At 66.6% G+C, this 17171-nt stretch carries 18 protein-coding genes and 1 pseudogene; 4 read left to right on the forward strand and 15 right to left on the reverse strand.

The features are described 5' to 3' along the window. Positions 1–78: 78 nt before the first annotated feature. Positions 79–912, reverse strand: coding sequence for a DUF3097 family protein (locus VFW69_RS24250; RefSeq protein WP_526505438.1), 834 nt, complete (start codon positions 910–912; stop codon positions 79–81). 220 nt (positions 913–1132) lie between these two features. Here VFW69_RS24250 and VFW69_RS24255 point away from each other — a divergent pair, with 220 nt between their 5' ends. Then, the gene (locus tag VFW69_RS24255) at positions 1133–1420 is read left to right on the forward strand and encodes a DUF3349 domain-containing protein (protein WP_526505440.1); all 288 of its coding nucleotides are present in this window, start codon (positions 1133–1135) and stop codon (positions 1418–1420) included. Positions 1421–1443: 23 nt separating this feature from the next. On the opposite strand, the gene VFW69_RS24260 is transcribed toward VFW69_RS24255, so the two are convergent. The 6 genes and pseudogenes from VFW69_RS24260 to VFW69_RS24285 all read right to left on the reverse strand — a co-directional run bounded on the left by VFW69_RS24260 (position 1444) and on the right by VFW69_RS24285 (position 7667). Then, positions 1444–2409, reverse strand: a complete 966-nt coding sequence (locus tag VFW69_RS24260; protein WP_526505442.1) for a patatin-like phospholipase family protein — start codon at positions 2407–2409, stop codon at positions 1444–1446. Positions 2410–2492: 83 nt separating this feature from the next. Then, on the reverse strand, positions 2493–3563 hold the full coding sequence (locus VFW69_RS24265) for an ABC transporter ATP-binding protein (protein ID WP_526505444.1): 1071 nt from the start codon (positions 3561–3563) through the stop codon (positions 2493–2495). Positions 3564–3565: 2 nt separating this feature from the next. Then, entirely contained in the window at positions 3566–4387 is an 822-nt protein-coding gene (locus VFW69_RS24270; protein WP_526505479.1) for a carbohydrate ABC transporter permease, read from the reverse strand. A 7-nt stretch (positions 4388–4394) separates the two neighbouring features. After that, positions 4395–5341: pseudogene (locus VFW69_RS24275) on the reverse strand (carbohydrate ABC transporter permease). Positions 5342–5356: 15 nt separating this feature from the next. Further along, a complete protein-coding gene (locus tag VFW69_RS24280; RefSeq protein ID WP_526505446.1) occupies positions 5357–6682 on the reverse strand; it encodes an ABC transporter substrate-binding protein in 1326 nt (441 codons plus the stop codon). Beyond that, positions 6672–7667, reverse strand: a complete 996-nt coding sequence (locus tag VFW69_RS24285; protein WP_526505449.1) for a sigma-70 family RNA polymerase sigma factor — start codon at positions 7665–7667, stop codon at positions 6672–6674. The genes VFW69_RS24280 and VFW69_RS24285 overlap by 11 nt, the downstream gene beginning before the upstream one ends. Positions 7668–7835: 168 nt before the next feature. Between VFW69_RS24285 and VFW69_RS24290 the strand changes: the two genes are divergently transcribed. Then, positions 7836–8186: a DoxX family protein gene (locus VFW69_RS24290; RefSeq protein WP_526505451.1), complete on the forward strand. Its 351-nt coding sequence runs from the start codon at positions 7836–7838 to the stop codon at positions 8184–8186. 21 nt (positions 8187–8207) lie between these two features. Here the strand turns inward: VFW69_RS24290 and VFW69_RS24295 are convergent, their stop codons facing one another. Beyond that, positions 8208–9008, reverse strand: coding sequence for a ketosteroid isomerase family protein (locus VFW69_RS24295; RefSeq protein WP_526505453.1), 801 nt, complete (start codon positions 9006–9008; stop codon positions 8208–8210). Continuing rightward, positions 9008–9568 carry a pyrazinamidase PncA gene (gene pncA / locus VFW69_RS24300; RefSeq protein ID WP_526505455.1) on the reverse strand — a complete coding sequence of 187 codons (561 nt, stop codon included), beginning with the start codon at positions 9566–9568 and terminating at the stop codon, positions 9008–9010. The genes VFW69_RS24295 and pncA overlap by 1 nt, the downstream gene beginning before the upstream one ends. Before the next feature lie 101 nt (positions 9569–9669). Here pncA and VFW69_RS24305 point away from each other — a divergent pair, with 101 nt between their 5' ends. Further along, entirely contained in the window at positions 9670–10737 is a 1068-nt protein-coding gene (locus VFW69_RS24305) for a DoxX family protein (protein ID WP_526505457.1), read from the forward strand. 10 nt (positions 10738–10747) lie between these two features. On the opposite strand, the gene VFW69_RS24310 is transcribed toward VFW69_RS24305, so the two are convergent. The 5 genes from VFW69_RS24310 to VFW69_RS24330 form a co-directional block, all read right to left on the reverse strand. Beyond that, complete coding sequence (locus VFW69_RS24310; RefSeq protein WP_526505459.1) at positions 10748–11326, reverse strand: ATPase; 579 nt, start codon at positions 11324–11326, stop codon at positions 10748–10750. Between the two features lie 29 nt (positions 11327–11355). Continuing rightward, positions 11356–11745 (reverse strand): TA system antitoxin ParD family protein, encoded by a 390-nt coding sequence (locus VFW69_RS24315; RefSeq protein ID WP_526505461.1) that lies wholly within the window; start codon positions 11743–11745, stop codon positions 11356–11358. A 67-nt stretch (positions 11746–11812) separates the two neighbouring features. Further along, the gene (locus VFW69_RS24320; RefSeq protein WP_526505463.1) at positions 11813–12307 is read right to left on the reverse strand and encodes a gluconokinase; all 495 of its coding nucleotides are present in this window, start codon (positions 12305–12307) and stop codon (positions 11813–11815) included. Beyond that, on the reverse strand, positions 12308–14320 hold the full coding sequence (locus VFW69_RS24325) for a DUF7064 domain-containing protein (RefSeq protein WP_526505465.1): 2013 nt from the start codon (positions 14318–14320) through the stop codon (positions 12308–12310). Between the two features lie 18 nt (positions 14321–14338). Continuing rightward, positions 14339–15856 (reverse strand): carboxylesterase/lipase family protein, encoded by a 1518-nt coding sequence (locus VFW69_RS24330; protein ID WP_526505467.1) that lies wholly within the window; start codon positions 15854–15856, stop codon positions 14339–14341. A gap of 79 nt (positions 15857–15935) precedes the next feature. Here VFW69_RS24330 and VFW69_RS24335 point away from each other — a divergent pair, with 79 nt between their 5' ends. Further along, positions 15936–16610 (forward strand): hypothetical protein, encoded by a 675-nt coding sequence (locus VFW69_RS24335; RefSeq protein WP_526505469.1) that lies wholly within the window; start codon positions 15936–15938, stop codon positions 16608–16610. On the opposite strand, the gene VFW69_RS24340 is transcribed toward VFW69_RS24335, so the two are convergent. Further along, positions 16600–17171, reverse strand: a 572-nt coding sequence (locus VFW69_RS24340; protein ID WP_526505471.1) for an SDR family NAD(P)-dependent oxidoreductase, incomplete at its 5' end; no start/stop codon positions are given. The genes VFW69_RS24335 and VFW69_RS24340 overlap by 11 nt on opposite strands.

Raw genomic sequence — 17171 nt, forward strand, 5'->3', positions numbered from 1 at the left:
TGTCCCGCCGGTCGGGACTTTCGGCTAGCGTAGCCTAACTAAGCCACGCGCATTAGCCCTGGTCCGCTGGCTGCCATGTCAGCCGACAGGCGCCGTCACGAAATCGATGAGTTCTTCGACCCGACTGATCAGGTCCGGCTCCAGATCGTTCCAGTCGCGCACCCGCGAACGGATATGCCGCCAGGCCCTGGCGATGTCCGCCTGGTCGTTGTGGGGCAAACCGAGCGCCTGGCACACGCCGAGCTTCCACTCCACCTGCCGCGGCACCTTGGGCCAGGCGTCCAGGCCCAACCGCCGCGGTTTCACGGCCTGCCAGATGTCGACGTAGGGATGACCGACGACCAGGGTGTCGGTGCCGCCGGGGCCCTGCCGCACCGCATCGGCGATCCGCGCCTCCTTGGAACCCGCGACAAGGTGATCGACAAGCACCCCCAGCCGGCGCCCGGGACCCGGGGCGAACTCGGCGACAATGTCCACCAGGTCGTCGACGCCACCGAGTTGCTCGACTACGACGCCTTCGATTCGCAGGTCCTCACCCCACACCTGCGCGATGAGCTCAGCATCGTGGCGACCTTCGACATAGATGCGGCTGGCCCGGGCGACGCGGGCACGCACGCCCGACACGGCGACCGAACCGGACGCGGTCCTGCCCCCGGCGGTCGGCGCTGGCCGCCGGGGCGCGGTGAGGATGACCGGACGCCCCTCGAGCAAATACCCAGGGCCCAAAGGGAAGCCACGCACGTGACCGCGTCGATCTTCTAAGTCCACCCGCCCGTATTCGACGCGCACCACCGCGCCCACGTATCCGGTCTCCACGTCCTCGACCACCAGGCCCAGTTCGGCCGGATGCTCGGTCGAGCGGGGCTTGCGTCGTCCCGCGGCGAGGACATCGGTTCCATAGCGATCCACCACGCGGCAATACTAGAAAGCCTTGCGGCCAAACACTGTTACGGCGCGCCACGTTCGGCGAAACGTCATCGAAGTCACTCCCGGTGCGACGTCATCACCGGCCATAATAATTGCGTTTAACTGTGTGGCGTTACTCAGCTGATGGCATTGCCGATGGTACGTTGCTAGCCAAGGCAAGCACTGCCGCTTACGCGCAACTTGCGGCGGTTAGCGAGGTGGACGTATGGACCTGTCGCATTGGGTGACGAGCATTGTGGCTTTTGTGCGGGCCGGCTACCCCTCCGGCATACCGGCTACCAGGTATATGCCACTGGTGGCGTTGACGCGCCGACGGCTCTGCGGCGACGACATCACCGCCATCGCAAGGGATCTCATCACGCGTAGGCTCTGGCCGATCAGTTCCGTCGATATCGGCGTGGAGATCACCCGCATCACCAACCAGCTGCCCTCCCCCGACGACGTCGCGCGTGTCCAGCGTCGCGTCCATGCGCTACGCTGCTCCCGCGGATAGGCATCGCCGAACGATTCACTGTGTCACGGTGATTTGCGCACCGGGGCGCCGCAGGCCGCCAGATAGTCGGCGTAGTTCCAGGTCTGCAAAAACTGTTGGCCCGCTTGCAGTCCTCGCGCGTAGAGAGCTTCGCGTTGCTGCGTGGTGATGTCGAAGTCGATCGGGCTGATTTCGTCGGCGGGCACGAAGATGGTGCGCCGTACAGTGCACGGGTCGTCGATGTAGGCGTTGTCCTGATTGCTCACCAATGTCTCTATCGCCGCAATCCCCAACGACACCGGCCCGTGCACAGGATGGGTGGGCGGGATGCCGGGACGCGCGGACAGACGAATCCCGAACGTGGGCCATTGCGGTTGCGCGTCGGGCCGGTCGAACAACTCGACCGGGAAGTCTGACAACAATCCGCCGTCCACCCACGTCGCTCCGCCGACCCGAACTGGCTCGAACACATACGGAATGGCCGACGACGCGTGCACCGCACGGGCCACCGGAAAGTCGTCGGGGTCGATGCCATAGGAGTGCAGATCCCACGGGATTCGGACCAGGCGGCGCCGGGACAGGTCACTGGCCGTCACCACCAGCGACCAAGCGAACTGTTCGGGCTCTTCGCCCGTGCGCAGGTCACCGAAAGTCCGCACGCCCAGATCGCCGAGCAGACCGGCAAGCAACTGTTGAAGATAATCCCCGCGGTAGACCCCGTCTGACGTCAACAGCGCCAGGCCTCCGCCGATCAGCGGCACGCGCCCGATCAGGCTGCGGTCCTGAAACTTCCCGTAGTCGATCGTGCGCATCACTTCGACCAACCGGCTCAGCGGCTCGCCGGCCACCTGCAGGGCTGCCACCAGCGAGGCGACGATCGCGCCCGCGCTGCTTCCAGCGACGCGCGGAAATCGGTAATCGGCCTGGCCGAGCGCATCTATTGCGCCTACCAGCCCGATACCCCGGACGCCACCGCCTTCGCACACCAAGTCGGCACGGTTTGTACTCACCGCAAGTTCCTCCTAATCGGATCGAGCCGGGCGCGCGTGCCCGCCGCACCGAAAACCGCACTCACTTCAATGGCGGAGCATGATCAACAGATCCTGCGGCCATCCACACCGAAGAAGTGCAGGTGCCCGGGTTCCGGGTGCAGACGCACCCTGCTGCCCTTCTGCGGTGGGTTGCGTCCGTCGGTCCGCGCCACGATGGGCGCATCCATTACCTTGCCGGAGCCGGTGATTCGGCCATACAGGTACGCGTCGGCCCCCAGCTCCTCCACCACGTCGACCTCCATCTCGACACCGAGGCCACCCAGCGCGAAATGTTCGGGACGAACCCCGACCACGACTTCACCCGCGGCGCTGGCGATCTCCCGGGGTAGGGTTATTGGCCAATCGCCCAGCGACACAGCGAAATCCACGATGGGAAGGGTGAACAGGTTCATCGCCGGCGATCCGATGAAACCCGCCACGAAGACGTTGTCCGGGTTTCGGTACAGCTCGCGAGGTGGCGCGAACTGCTGCAGCACGCCGTCGCGCAGGACGGCGACGCGGTCACCCATGGTCATGGCCTCGACCTGGTCGTGGGTGACGTAGACGGTGGTGGTGCCCAGCCGCCGTTGCAATGCGGCAATCTGGTTACGCGTCTGCACCCGGAGTTTGGCGTCGAGGTTGGACAGCGGTTCGTCCATCAGGAACACGTGCGGCCGGCGCACGATCGCGCGGCCCATCGCCACTCGCTGGCGTTGTCCGCCGGACAGGTCCTTCGGCTTGCGATCGAGATAGGGCTGCAGGTCAAGCAGTTTCGCCGCGTCCAACACCCGCTCACGAATTTGGTCCCTCGGCGTCTTGGCGATCTTCATGGCAAAGCCCATGTTCTGGGCCACCGTCATGTGCGGGTAGAGCGCATAGTTCTGAAATACCATCGCGACGTCGCGATCCTTGGGATCGACGTTGGTGACGTCTCGCTCGCCGATCCGGATATGCCCGGAATCCACGACTTCCAGCCCGGCCACCATCCGCAGCGACGTGGTCTTGCCGCACCCGGACGGTCCGACCAGGACGACGAATTCGCCGTCGCCGACGACGAGGTCCAGGTTGTCCAAAGCCGGCCGGTCCGCTCCCGGGTAGCGCCGGGTTGCTTGCTCGAATGTCACCGTTGCCATGGCTAGCCGCCCATCCCGGTGACGGCGATTCCGCGGACGAAGGACCGTTGCGCGATCGCATAGATGATGACCAGGGGCAGCATGATGAGCATCGAGGTTGCCATCAGAACCGGCCACCGGGCAACATATTCGCCCTTCATCCGGACCAGGCCCAGGGTCAGGGTGGCCAGGCTGTCGCGCTGAATCATCAGCAGCGGCCACAGGAAATCGTTCCAGACGTTGACCCAGGTGAGCACGGCGAGCACCATCACAGCCGGTCGTGCATGGGGCAGCAGGATTCGCCAATAGACCTGCCACGGCGAACAACCGTCGAGTATCGCCGCCTCCTCCAGATCGGTGGGCAGGGTACGAAAGAACTGCCGCATCAAGTACGTGCCGAATGCGCTCCCGAAGAAACCCGGCACGATCATCGCCCACGGCGTGTCGACCCAGCCCAGGGTCCGCATCACCAGGAACTGCGGGATCACGGTGACCGTCAGGGGCACCATCAACGTGCCGAGATACACCACGAACAGCGCGTCGCGGCCCCGGAAATCCAGTCGCGCAAAGGCATATCCGGCCAGTGAGCAAAAAAAGACATGCCCCGCGGTGACGCACCCCGCGTAGAGCACGGTGTTGAAAAACATCCGCCCGAACGGCATCAGCGCGAACACCTCAGCGTAGTTGGACCACCGCGGGTGGACCGGCAGCAGCGTGGGCTCGCTGACCTCGCCTTCCGTTTTCAGCGAACCCGACACCGCCCACGCAATCGGGAACAGCGCGCACCAGGCGACGGCGAGCAGCGCCCCATACACGATTCCGCCGCGCACCACGGTGTGCTTGATGACACCCTCACTTGAGCCCACGCGAAGTCTCCAAAGATCGTCGATGGCTGACACGCAACTGCACCACGGTCAGCACCAGCAAGACGGCGAACATCACCCACGCCAGCGCGGAGGCATATCCGAATTCGAGGAACGAGAACGCGTGCTGAAACAGCATGATGCCCAGGACGTAGGTCGCCGATTCCGGCCCGCCACTGGGGCCGTTGAGGACGTAGACCATGTCAAACGCCTGGAAGGCGTGGATGACCGAGATGATGATTACGAACGAGATCGACCCTCGAATCAACGGAACGGTGATGGAGACGAATTGCCTTATCTCGCTGGCACCGTCGATCCTGGCCGCCTCGTAGACCGTTGCCGGAACGCCTTGCATCGCGGCCAACAAGACGACGGTGGCGAAGGGCACGCTGCGCCAGACGCTGACGATGCACAGTGAGGCCATGGCCCAGTGGGGATCGACCAACCACGGGACCGGACCAAGCCCGACCCAGCCGAGCATGATGTTGAGCAAGCCGTTGTCGGTGTTGAAAACGAACTGCCACACCACCGCCATCACGACCGATGAGATAGCCAGCGGCAGAAAGACAATCGTTCGGAAGATGCCGATGCCGCTGACCTTCTGATTCAGCACCCCGGCGACGGCCAGGCTGATGAGGACCGTCGGCACGACCGTTCCGAGGGTGAAGATCACCGTGTTGCCGATCGCGATCAGGAAGAGCGGGTCGGAGGTGAACAGGTCTCCGAAGTTCCGCAGGCCCACGAACTTTGGTGGCGTGAACACATCCCATTGCTGGAAACTCATGTACAGCGAGAAGCCCAGTGGAAAGAGCATGAACACGGCGACCGCCACCATGTTGGGCGCCACGAACAACCGACCCGCCCAGCCGTGTCGGCGCCACGGGCTCGGGTCCTTCGGGGCCCTCCTCGCCCTGCCGGCCAGGGACGTCGCGCCAGGTGCGTCCGTCGAGATCATGGGCTGCGCAGCACTTCGTCCACGGAGCGGGACAATCCGCTCAACGAGGTGGCCGGCTGGTTGCCCCGCAGGATGGGGCCAAAGCTGCGGTCCATCAAGGCATTGACCTTCTCCCACGCCGGCGTGATCGGCAAGCCCTGTGAAAAGGCCGGCCCTTGGGTGAGCACACTGAGATTGTCGAGCCGTCGATGAGCCTTGGCGAATCCGTCCGATCGCAGCGCTGAGTGCAGCACCGGAACGAACAGACAAGATTCACCGATCAACGCTTGCCCGACGGGACCGGTCGCGAACTTGACGAACTCCCACGCCTGCTCTTTGCGGGGGCTACTCGCAGAGATGGCCAGCCCGGTGGCGCCGATATCGGAACACGCGGCGTGACCCTTGCCCAGCGCCGGACCGACCGGCAACGGAGCGACATCGAAATCCAGGTCCTCGGCCCGGATGTAGGTCTGGTAGCGCCAATGCCCGCCGAGCGCGATCGCTGCCCGTCCCACCGCGAAAAGATTGGGTGTCGACATCGACTGCGTCTCCGATGCGTTGGGCGCAACCCGGTAGGTGTTGGCCAGGTCGGCGTAGAACTGAGCCGCTTCCTGGAACGCCGCCTTGTCGAAGTTGAAGTGGGTCGGATTCAGCCGCGGGTTTGACCAGGCGACGCCATTGTTCATCGCGAACAGGCCGGCCGAATAGTAGGTACCCCAGGTGTTGACGAAGCCGTACTGCGCGGCCCGTCCGGATGCGTCACGCTTGGTCAGAGCGCGCGCCGCGTCCAGGAATTCGGTGAAATCCCAAGGCTGTTCCCACGTCTTGGGTGGCACCGGCACCCCGGCTTCAGCGAAGAGCCGTTTGTTGTAGAACATGTAGTTGCCCGACCACTGCTCGGGCAGCGCGTACTGCTTTTCGTTGAATGTGAAGGTTTCGTACAGTGCCGGGACGCTGTCAGCCCTGAGCTGGTCGGCAAACGCCTTGTCGCGGGCCAACAAGGTGTTCATGTCCAGCAGCACACCGCGCTCGGCGAGCCCGGCGTAGGACAATTCCCACGTCATCAGCACGTCGGGGCATTTGCCGCCGACACAAAACGTCGAAAGCTGTTGCATGACGCCCGGACCGGATTGCACCGGCCGAACCTTGATATCGGGATTACGGCGCGCGAATTCGTCGACGATACGCATCCTGGCGTCGCGCTCGTCCGGGTTGGCCGCGAAGAAGAAGGTGAGGGCGTCGTCTTCGGGGGCGCACCCGGCGGCCCACGGTGCCAGCGCGGCCGCAGAAAGCGCGCCGGCGCCCCGCAGCAGGTTGCGTCGTCCGAACGGCTTATCGAGCATGACTCTCCCGGTCTTGCCCCGTGGCCGGCTCCCCGGCCGACGGTGTCTGACGTCCTTGGTACCCGATGAGTTTGTGATCTTCCTGGATCGGCCACTGAGGCAGCGTCAGCGCGGTCCGACGGATCCGCTCGGCATTGCCGGTGATGTCGATCGTGTGGATGCGACTGTCGGCGCCGATGCCGATCACCAGCAGGACTTGAGCGCGCCCGCGGACCGCCAGCACGATGCCCGGTGCCCCGTCGATGAGCATGACAGCACCGGCGCGCGCCCGCAGAGCGAACCGACGAGTCTCCGCGGCGACCTCGCGGGCGCCGCGCAACGTGCTTGGCACGTCGGCCGGGACGAGGGCCGGATCGACCGTGCGCACCACCTCGGGAGCCAGCAGTTCGAGCAGGCCGGCGATATCACCACCGCGCGAGGCCGCCAGGAACGCCTCCACCACCTTCAGGTGGTGGGCCGTGCGGCGCCCAGCGACGGCCGGGTCCGGGTGCAGACGCCCACGTGCCCGGCTTGCCAGCTTCTTGGTCGCGTCCGGTGACCGATGCATCACTGCGGCGATCTGTTCGAACGTCATCGCGAAGACGTCGTGCAGCACGAACGCGACGCGCTGCGCCGGGGACAGCCGGTCGAGCACGACGAGCAGCGCGCCGCTCACCGACTCCGCCAGCAGTGCGTCCTCGTCGGCCGGCGGCGACGCCGTCTGGGCCAGCCGGTCCAGTTCGTCGGTCCCTGCGAGCGGTTGTTCGGCGCGACGCTTGCGCACCCGAAGCTGGTCGAGCGCCTCGCGCGCGGTGATCGTCGTGAACCAGCCGGAGAGGTTCTCGACAGCGTCGAAGTCCGCACGACTGGCCTTGAGCCACGCCGACTGCACGGCGTCCTCGGCGTCGGCCACCGAGCCCAGCAGCTGGAACGCGACCGACCTCAGATGTCGTCGGTCGGCGTCAAAACGCGCCGCCAGATTCGCCAAATCCCTTGTTGCGCTCATAAGTCACCTTTTCCGCACGAAAGTCGTCAAGAAGATGACCGCGTCCAACGGATTTCCTGTGGCAAAGGAGACAAGCACCATGACCTTACCGATTGTGCGCCGCGGCGCACAGTGCACGCACTCGACCCGCCGCTGCGGAATTTGCTGCGCGACAAGGGATTGATCCAGATGAACACCGCTCTTGTCGTGATCACGTTGATTACCGCCGCTATCACCGCCGCGATCGCCATAGCCGACCTCGTTCCGGCGCGCTTCGTTCTGGCCAACTCTGCCCAGGTCGGGGTCCCGCGGTCCTGGTTACCGGCCCTTGGCGCGGTGAAGTTGGCCGGAGCCGCCGGGATCGTTGTCGGCCTGGTGGGCCCGCGGCTATTGGGCATCGCGGCCGCCGCCGGCCTGGTTGCGTTTTTCGTCGGTGCGGTGGTGACGCACCTGAGGGCGCACGTCCTGTACAACATCGCGTTCCCCGGCGCGTACTTGTGCCTGTCCGCGGCAACGCTGGCGCTGATGGTGGTCCGGTGAGACATACCTGAAGGGGGTGGATCAGGCGGGAAAGTACTTGATCCGGTTGATGGTGTTGCCGCGCCGAGCCACATCGGCGAACACGATGGCGCGTCCGTGACCCGAGTTGAGTGAGACGGCGACGGTTGGGCCCGCGCTGTTCATTTTGGTTGCGCCGGCCCCGTCCAGTTGCTCCACCAGCTCGGCCAGTTCGAGCGGGTCGCGATCACCCAAAGTTATTGCGGCATCTGAGCACAGCAGCCGCGCCGCGGAGAGCTCGTCTTTCCGTGCGACGGCGTCGAGGAACGTCGTCAGCAGCCGCTGGTGGCGCGCTCCCACCCGTCGGAATCCGGTCATGAAACCTGCGGTGCCATGCCAGCCTTGATTGCTCAGCAGCCCCTTGGACAGGTTCAACGCGGGCCGCAGGGCACCCGAGCCGCTGCGCAGGAACTGCAACATCATGGCGGGAAGCTCCCAGTAGGCCCGCAGTTCGCCAATCTTCCACTCGCCGTTGGCTTCCCGGAGGTCATAACGCAGGAAGGCGGGAATGTACATGGTCACGGCCGAACCCATCGCCACCTCGAGCTCGAGGTCACGCAGCACCGTGGTGCCGACGACGATGTCGAGATCGCGATGGAACTTGATGTCACGCGGACCGATGAACGTGTCGTAGAAGCGCCCGATCTGCTCATGCCCCACGTGCGGTCGCGAGCCCACCGGGTCCTCGATCCGGCCGTCACCGGCGAACAGTCCCACCCACCCGGCGCGATCGTGCGCGGCGGCCGCCCGCGGCGAGCGCTCCACGGCGGCGAGCAGACGTTCCCGATCCAGCGGCACCACCACTACGGTCCCCCAACCAATTCGATGCCTGCGGAGCGCATGTCCGCCAGCGCGTCGGCGGCCGAGTCCACGGCGGCGGCCGCGGTCAGGTCCACCAGTACTCTGGTGGTCAGGCCTGCCGCTGCGGCGTCCTCGGCGGTCCGGCGCACGCAGAAGTCGGTGGCGATACCGACCACGTCGACCTCGTCGACCCCCCGCCGCCGCAACCACTGCAGCAGCGTCGTCCCGTTCCCGTCGACCCCCTCGAAACCGCTGTACGCCGCGGCGTGAGCGCCCTTGCGAAAGACCGCATCGATGTGCCCGATGTCGAGGTCCGGGCGTAGATTCGCGCCCGCGCTTCCGGCCACGCAGTGCACGGGCCAGGAGGATGAATAGTCCGGGCGGTCGGAGAAATGATCACCCGGGTCGATGTGAAAGTCCTGGGTCGCCACGATGTAGTGGTAACCCGGGTCTTCGGACAGATAGGCGTTGATCGCGGGCGCCACCGCAGCGCCGCCGGCCGTCGGCACGGAGCCGCCCTCGCAGAAATCGTTTTGCACGTCGACGATGATCAACGCTCGCACGCGCTCCACCCTATCGATGTGCACCTTGATGTCTATGCCGGTCTAGCTGGGGATATTGACCCAACGGTTTGCTCGACAGGCAGCCGGGTAATACACCGGCCATGGTGCTCAGGAGAATCGCGCGACCCCTGTTATCAGTGGCATTCATCGGGCAAGGAGTCAATTCGCTACTCAATCCCAAATCGGCGGCGGAGGCCGCCGCTCCGGCAGTCGACGGCCTTCAGGCGTTGCCGGACTCGGTGAGCGGCAGCATTCCCAGCGACCCCGAGACGGTCGCGCAGATCACCGCTGCCGTTCAAATCGGTGGCGGTCTGCTGCTTGCCACCGGCAAACTCCCCCGCATCGCGTCGGCGGCGCTCGCGGTGACGGTGTTGCCGGCCAACCTCGGGACGCATTCGTTCTGGAACGAAAGCGACCCGGTGGCCAAAGCCCAGAAACGTCAGCAATTTCTCACCGACCTCAGCCTGCTGGGCGGACTGCTGATCGCGTCGGCGGATACCGCCGGTAAGCCCTCACTCGGGTGGCGCGGCCGGCGAGCGGCCGAACGGCTGTCCGAGCGCGTCTCGTCGGCGTGGCCCGGTTCGGACGACTCGGGCTTCGATGCCGATTTCTCCGAGCTGGGTGATCGGATCTCACACGGCTTGCAGATCGGCGCCGAGCGGGGCCGCGAATTGGCCAGCACGGCGGCAGAGCGCGGCGCGCCTTACGCCGAAGCCGCCCTCGAACGGGGCCGCGAACTCGCCAGCACCGCAGCGGAGCGCGGCGCGCCCTACGCCGAAGCCGCCCTCGAACGGGGCCGCGAACTCGCCAGCACCGCGGCCGACCGTAGCAGGCCGCTGGCGAAGAAGGCCCGCAAGCGCGGGGAGCAATGGGCCGACGAGGCCGCCGACCGCGCCGCCTATCTGGCCGAGAAGGCACGTAAGCACAGCGAAGAGCTCGCCGACGAGGCCGCCGACCGCGCCGCACCGCTGGCCAAGAAGGCCCGCAAGCGGAGCGAGAAGCTGGCCAAGAAGGCGCGCAAGCGCAGTGAGAAGCTGGCCGGCACGGCGCGGGCGCGCGGCGAGGAATTCGCCGAAACCGCCCGCCAGCGCGGCGGGGACCTAGCCGACACCGCGCGCGAGCGAGTCGGCACTCAGGTCGACACCGGCCGCCGCAAGCTGCCCTGGTAGGGGTTCGGAGCTAGTCGGGCCAGCGTGCCCGCAGGTTCTCCGGCGCCCATGTGGGCCACTTAGGCGCGCCGACCGTCAGGCCGCCGCTGAGCCGCGCGACGATGCGCGGACCGCGAAGCCGGCTGTTGTCGTAGACCGTTGCGAGGTCGGACAGGGCGATGGCCTCGGCGACCGGCGTCCACAGCCGCCGATGGCGCTGCCGAATCTTGGCTTCTGGCACGTCGTGACCGCCGGCTGTCACGCGGTGCCGGACACGTTCGACCGCAAGGTCTTCCGGGATGAGTAGCACGTGCAGCACGACGGTGAAGTCCGCACCGCGGGCTGCGTGGATGAGGTCCAGTTTCGAGGGATGGGAAAACACCGTCTCGGCGATGAAGGATCGACCCAGTTTGATCAGTTTTGCGCGGGTGTCGGCGGCGATGCGCGCGGCGTCGTAGGAGTGCGACGTTGGATTCTCCGGCCAGCGTTGTCTCGCGATCTCGTCGGCATTGACCACGAGGCTTCCCGGCAACAGCGGTGCCAGGGTGAACGCGATGAACGTGGACTTACCGGCGCCGTTCGGCCCGACCACCAGATCAAGTCGATCCATCGGACCGCCGAACCGCTACGAACGCCGGGTCAGCGCCCGCCCGCGAGCACCACCGCGGCGCCGTCGGGGCGGTGCTCGACGATCTCGCCGTCGTCGTTGAGGGCTACGGTGCTGACCCCTTGGCCGGCCAGCGTCGCCCCGTAATTGGTGCGCGCCAGGCTTTCTTCGATGGCCGCGGAGATCTCGGCGTTGAACACCACGCCCTCCTCGACCGTGAGTTCGCTGGTCGCCAGCTGGCCGGCGAGTGCGGCTTCGACCCGTCGCCGCGAGGCGGTGTGCTGGCTGGACACCGCGCGTCCGACCCGCGCCCAGTGGTCGAGTTGCTGCTTGGCCGAGCGGCTCTGGCGCGCGCCCTCAGCCGCCGCGCTGTCCATCAGGTCGGACGCAACCCGCGTGACACGATCGAGAGCCTCGGCCATGATGTCCTCCAATGCAACACTCCGTTACAAGCTGTAGCATAATGCTACACGGCCGGGTCCGCCCCGGCTACTCGCGAGCTTGCGCGACGGTGTCCACGATCGCGTCGACGTCAGGACCGATGTCGACGGTCATGCCGGCCTCGTCGGGATCCAGGGGTTCCAGGGTGTCCAGTTGCGAGCGCAGCAGCGCGGCCGGCATGAAGTGGTCGGCGCGCACCGCCAGCCGGCCGCCGATCAGTTCCGCCGAACCCGAGAGATGCAGAAACTCCACGCCCGGGCAGTGCGCGCGCAGCTGGTCGCGATACGCCCTTTTCAACGCCGAACAACTCACCACGGCGCCGTCGCGGTGAGCGGCCAACCAGTCGCCGACCCGCTCCAGCCAGGGATAGCGGTCGTCGTCGTCGAGCGGTTCGCCGGCCGCCATCTTGGCGATGTTGGCTGCCGGATGCAGGGTGTCGGCGTCGACGAACGGGACCTGCAAGCGCTGCGCGAGCGCCGCCCCGACCGTCGACTTGCCCGATCCCGAGACGCCCATCACCACGACGGGGGCCGGTCCGCTCACCTAGGTCTGTTCGCCGAGGTTGCGGTTCCATTCCAGCCAGCCGACACCGCTACGCCCGTCGGCGGTGCTGATTGTGGCCCAGACGCGGGGAAACTGGCTGACCCGCCCATCCGTCGCGACGAGCCGGACCGGTGCCTGGCCGCGCACGTCGACGTCCGCGGTGATCCCCGCGGGCTGGAGCGCCAGCGTCGCTTCGAGCGGTAACCCATTGCCGGCGAAGGACTCTCGTGAATCAACGGTCTGCAGCTCGGTGACCTTGCCGTCGGCGCCCTGTTCGTAGCCGATGCTGAACGCGGGTGCCCCGGGAATCCGGATGTTCACACCGTGCAGGTGGGTGCCGTCGTCCAGGTGCAGCGCGCTCCACATCCAATCCATGCCCCACCAATCGCGCACACCCCACGAGTGGTCGCGTTGGCCGGCAACGGATTCCAAACGATAGCTGCGGTCGTCGATCGTGACGCTGCCCGAGACGGTGCACGGGATTTCATAACGCGTCGTCAGCCCGTACTTGTACGGCGTGCCGTCGGTGGCCCACACCAGGCGCATGGTCATCTCGACCGGGGTTCCGGGCTCCCCGCGCAACAACGCCGACGGATCGGCGTAAGCCTGGCCCCGCGCCCGCACGTCGACGCGATAGCTCTGCAGGGGCAGCTCGGCGGAATGGCCGAGCTCGACGTCATCGGTGCGCAGGGTCCACGGGTCCGACGGCAGCGGCACTTGCGCGTCGATGGCGACGGTTGGCATGTCGGGTCCGCACAACAGCATATGCACCCACGCGATCTGCTCGTTGGCCACTCGGCCGAGGCGGAACCAGCCGCCCAATCCCTGTGCCGCATCGACGAAGTCGGCGTACCAGCTCTCACTCCACAGCGGTTCGGCGGTGGGGTCGTGGGCGAGTTCGTCTTCGGCCGACGGTCGCAACGGCTCGGGTGCTACCGCTTCGGGCAGCGTCGACAGCGCGTCCGTGTCCAGGACGTGGTCGCAGTGCCGTCGCAGCATCGTCATGAACATCTGGTCGCCGCGGTCGGTGCGCTCGACCAGCATTGACGAGACGATCGCCATCATCACCCCGAAAAAGCTCTGCCGGCGTACGCCGTCGGCGACGTCGGCCAGGGTGAGCGGCGCCTGCGGACCGAGCGCCTCGTGGTAGGCCCGCAGCAGCGCGTCGTAGTGCTGGCGGCGGTCCTCGGTGGGCAGCGCGCAACCCAGGAAGTAGGCCAGGTCGGTCAGGGCAGGGCCCCAGGACACGGTCTGCCAATCAACCACCGTCAGTGCGCGATCCGCGCCGTCGGTACCGAACAGCATGTTGTCCAGGCGGTAGTCGCCATGCACCAGGCCCTGGATGCGCCCCCGCCCGGACGCCTCCGCCTCCTGGGTCAGGTAGCCGTCGAACGCGGCCACCAGACGCTCGCACACCACGCGGTGCTCCGGCGCGATCTGGTCGCCATAGCGGTCGACGAAACCCGCATACAACGGGGTGATCATGGCCTGGTTCAGCGGCGCCTCACGGTTGAGCCACGGTGCCTCGGCCAGCGAGACGTCACCGAGCAGCGGCCCGTGCAGCCGTCCCAGTTCGACGGCCCCGAGGTGGGCCTGTTCTACTGTGGCACCGGCGATTTCGTCGCCGACGACGGCCGGCCCGGCATCACCCAGCAACAAATCGAACACGCCCGTCGAGGTGTCGACCGCCGCGTGGTAGCAGGGCGCGATGGGCCCACCCAGACGCGGCGCGATGTCGCCGTAGAAGCGCACCTCCCGCTCGTAGAGCCCCAGCGCCAGGCCGGTCTGCCGGCTGACCTGATCGGTGGCCGCGACCTTCAGCACCACCGACTCGGGCCCCTCCGCGGGTCCCTCTGCATAACTGAGCCGGATGCGGTAACACTCGCTCATCTGGCCGGTACCGATGCGCTCCACCGAGAAATCGGCGATGGGTCCGGTGCCGATGACCACGGCCAGCCAGGAGGCGGTGAGGTCGCTGGGTCGTTCGATGACTTGCTCGGTCTCGGCATGCATGAGGGTCAGCGTGCCAGGTCAACGCGCCAGTGAGAAGCCGTCCCATGCCATTCGGCGATGTGGGTGTGGATCGAACTCGACGCGGGACCTGCCGTCGAAGATCATCACGGCGCGGTCTTCGGCGGTGTAGAGGGGCCAGTCCTCCCCCGGCACCCCGGTGCGACTGAACGCGCGCCAGCGCCGCTGCACCTGGTTGCTGACCCGCAACGCGGCCCGCCGGTCCGCCGCCGCGGTCAACAACGCGCCGAATCTGGTGCGGTAGACGTCGAACACCGCGAGCAACTCGGTGGCATGGGTGGCACCGAAACCGGACCAGCGCAACGTGCGCGGGGCGTAGTCATACCGGTAGAGGTAGGTCGGGGCATGCGCGCTGTGGGCCTCCGCGATCTGCCAGGCCGCCGACGCGAAGGCGAAATCACCGCCGAGTTGGATGCAGGCCTCCCGGTCGGGATAGTCGGGATATGCGGCGGTAATGCGTTCGCGGATAGCGGGTTCCGCCTCGGCCAGCAGCTCTTCGACCATCGATTCGTTGGTCGGCAGCATCGTCAGAAACCGGGTGAACAACCGGCCCTCTTCGGCATTCGTGCCCACGATCAAAGGGACCTGGTGGGCCTCGCCGCGCCGCATCGCCTCTACCGGATCCATCGGCAGGATGTCGTCACCGAAGACCGGGCCGATCGGGAAGGCGCCCAGCCTGTTCTGCATGCCCTCGTCAATCAATCGGTGTTGGGTTTCCACCAGTTGGGCCGCGGACGCCTGCATCAGTGCGTTGGCGGTGTCCTGCCTGCGCACCCCGAGCAGGTTGGCGAACCGGCTCGCGAATTCTGCCGCAACCTCTTGCGACCGCACGAGACCCGACGCTGGGCTTTCCGAGATCGCCCGCGCGAACAAGCCTTCGGCGGCGGGCACCGCCAGCAGTGAGGCGGTGATACACGCGCCTGCGCTCTCGCCGAAGATGGTGACGTTGTCCGGGTCACCGCCGAATCCCGCGATGTTGTCGTGAATCCACTGCAGCGCCAGTACCAGGTCGCGCAGATACAGGTTGCTGTCGATCGTGATCTCCGGTGTCGACAGTGACGAAAAGTCCACGCACCCCAGCGCGCCCAGCCGATAGTTCACGGATACGTACACACATCCCCGGCGCGCCAAGGCCGCACCGTCGTACAACGGTGTCGCCGAGCTGCCCAGGAAATAGCCGCCGCCGTGGATGAACACCATGACGGGTAGCGGTCCCTCGGCCGCGCCCTCGGGCGCCACAACGTTGAGGGTGAGGCAGTCCTCGCCCATCGGCTGGTAGCGGCCTCCCGAACCCGACATGCCGAGCAGGGTGTAGCGGCGCTGTTGAGGTGCGCAGTTGCCGAAGCCATGGCAGTGCCGGACACCCGACCACGGGCGCGCCGGCTGCGGCGCCCGGAAGCGCAGGCTTCCCACCGGTGGACGGGCATACGGGATCGACCGCCATCGAGTGACCCCGTCGCGGGTGAAGCCTTCGACGGTGCCGATGGCCGTGCGTGCGCGGACAGTGCGGTCATGCATAACCCGACGGTAACCGACATGACGGTCGTAACGCGCGCACAGCGCCTTAATTGCCCGGCGCGGCGGTTAGCCTGACTGAATGCGGATAGCTGCGATGATCGCCGCGTCATTACTGGTCGCCGGATGCTCACACGCCACTGGCGGCCATTCGGAGCCCACCGGAAGCACCACCCAGACGTCCAGCGCCGCCGGGGCGCCGGGAAACAAATCACCGGGACCATCCGGCGCGCCGGCCGCGGGTGCGGCAATCTCCGACGTCATCGCGTGGATCGAGGCCGGTCACCGCGCCGATCCAAGCCGCTTTCACACGGCCACCCGCGACGGGGCGGCCACGCCACTCGGCGACGACATCGCACTGACGGCGACGGCGGGCAAGGTCTCCTGCATGACCGATGCGAAACACACGGGTGGTGCGCTGGCCTGCCTGGTGAGTCTGACCAGCCCGCCGCCGGCGCCCGCGACGGCCTACGGCCAATGGCAAGGCGGTTGGATCAGCTTCGACGGGATGAACCTGCAGGTCGGATCCGCCCGGGCCGATCCCGGTCCGTTCATCAACGGCAACGGACCGGAACTCGCGGACGGGGATTCGCTGTCGTTCGGTGACTACCGGTGCCGCGCCGACCAAACCGGCCTGTATTGCGTTGACTACGCGCACCAGTCGGCGGCCAAATTCAGCCCCGCCGGCATCGAGCCGTTCGGCTGCCTGAAGTCGACGCCACCACCGGATGGTGTCGGCACGGCGTTCAGCTGCTGAAGCCGGCCATGATGGTCGTGAAAAGCTCGCTCATCTCGTCGGCAGTTCCGCCCGGCACGGTGTAGCCGGCTTCATCGCGGATCTCGTCCAGATGGTCACGCACGTCCTCGATGGACAATCCGGGACGGTAGAAGCCCCTTGTCCTGCCGATGAAGAACCGCGAAACATGGCCTGCCCCAACGGTATAGATCTCCCCCGACACCGGGCAATCCCGGTGGGTCAGGTAAGCCGCCACGGGAGCCACCAACGCGGGATCCAGTCGCTGCAGGTACTGACTGACCAGGTCATCCAGCACCGCTTGCGCAGCGGGATCATCGGGCTGCGCGGCGCCGTCTACGGAGTGCGCCAGCATCCGCGTATAAGCGATCGGGGCGATGGCGTTGACCTTGATGTCGCGACCGGCGGCTTCGGCGGCGAGAACGCGAGTCAGGCCGATCAATCCGGTCTTGGCCGAGCCGTAGTTACTCATACCGGCAGCGCCCAATATTCCGGCTGCCGAACAGGTGTTGAGAATGCGGCCATACCCTTGCTCGCACATCGCTTTCCATGCCGGCCTCGTCA

Source organism: Mycobacterium sp. (assembly GCF_036273375.1).
Lineage (GTDB): Bacteria > Actinomycetota > Actinomycetes > Mycobacteriales > Mycobacteriaceae > Mycobacterium.

What these genes read in the sequence shown, in the direction of transcription:
- VFW69_RS24305 (WP_526505457.1), top strand. Translation starts at nt 9,670, where the DNA reads ATGGTGCTCAGGAGAATCGCGCGACCCCTGTTATCAGTGGCATTCATC.
- VFW69_RS24335 (WP_526505469.1), top strand. Translation starts at nt 15,936, where the DNA reads ATGCGGATAGCTGCGATGATCGCCGCGTCATTACTGGTCGCCGGATGC.
- VFW69_RS24285 (WP_526505449.1), bottom strand. Translation starts at nt 7,667, where the DNA reads ATGAGCGCAACAAGGGATTTGGCGAATCTGGCGGCGCGTTTTGACGCC.
- VFW69_RS24290 (WP_526505451.1), top strand. Translation starts at nt 7,836, where the DNA reads ATGAACACCGCTCTTGTCGTGATCACGTTGATTACCGCCGCTATCACC.
- VFW69_RS24330 (WP_526505467.1), bottom strand. Translation starts at nt 15,856, where the DNA reads ATGCATGACCGCACTGTCCGCGCACGCACGGCCATCGGCACCGTCGAA.
- VFW69_RS24265 (WP_526505444.1), bottom strand. Translation starts at nt 3,563, where the DNA reads ATGGCAACGGTGACATTCGAGCAAGCAACCCGGCGCTACCCGGGAGCG.
- VFW69_RS24310 (WP_526505459.1), bottom strand. Translation starts at nt 11,326, where the DNA reads ATGGATCGACTTGATCTGGTGGTCGGGCCGAACGGCGCCGGTAAGTCC.
- VFW69_RS24325 (WP_526505465.1), bottom strand. Translation starts at nt 14,320, where the DNA reads ATGCATGCCGAGACCGAGCAAGTCATCGAACGACCCAGCGACCTCACC.
- VFW69_RS24315 (WP_526505461.1), bottom strand. Translation starts at nt 11,745, where the DNA reads ATGGCCGAGGCTCTCGATCGTGTCACGCGGGTTGCGTCCGACCTGATG.
- VFW69_RS24280 (WP_526505446.1), bottom strand. Translation starts at nt 6,682, where the DNA reads ATGCTCGATAAGCCGTTCGGACGACGCAACCTGCTGCGGGGCGCCGGC.
- VFW69_RS24255 (WP_526505440.1), top strand. Translation starts at nt 1,133, where the DNA reads ATGGACCTGTCGCATTGGGTGACGAGCATTGTGGCTTTTGTGCGGGCC.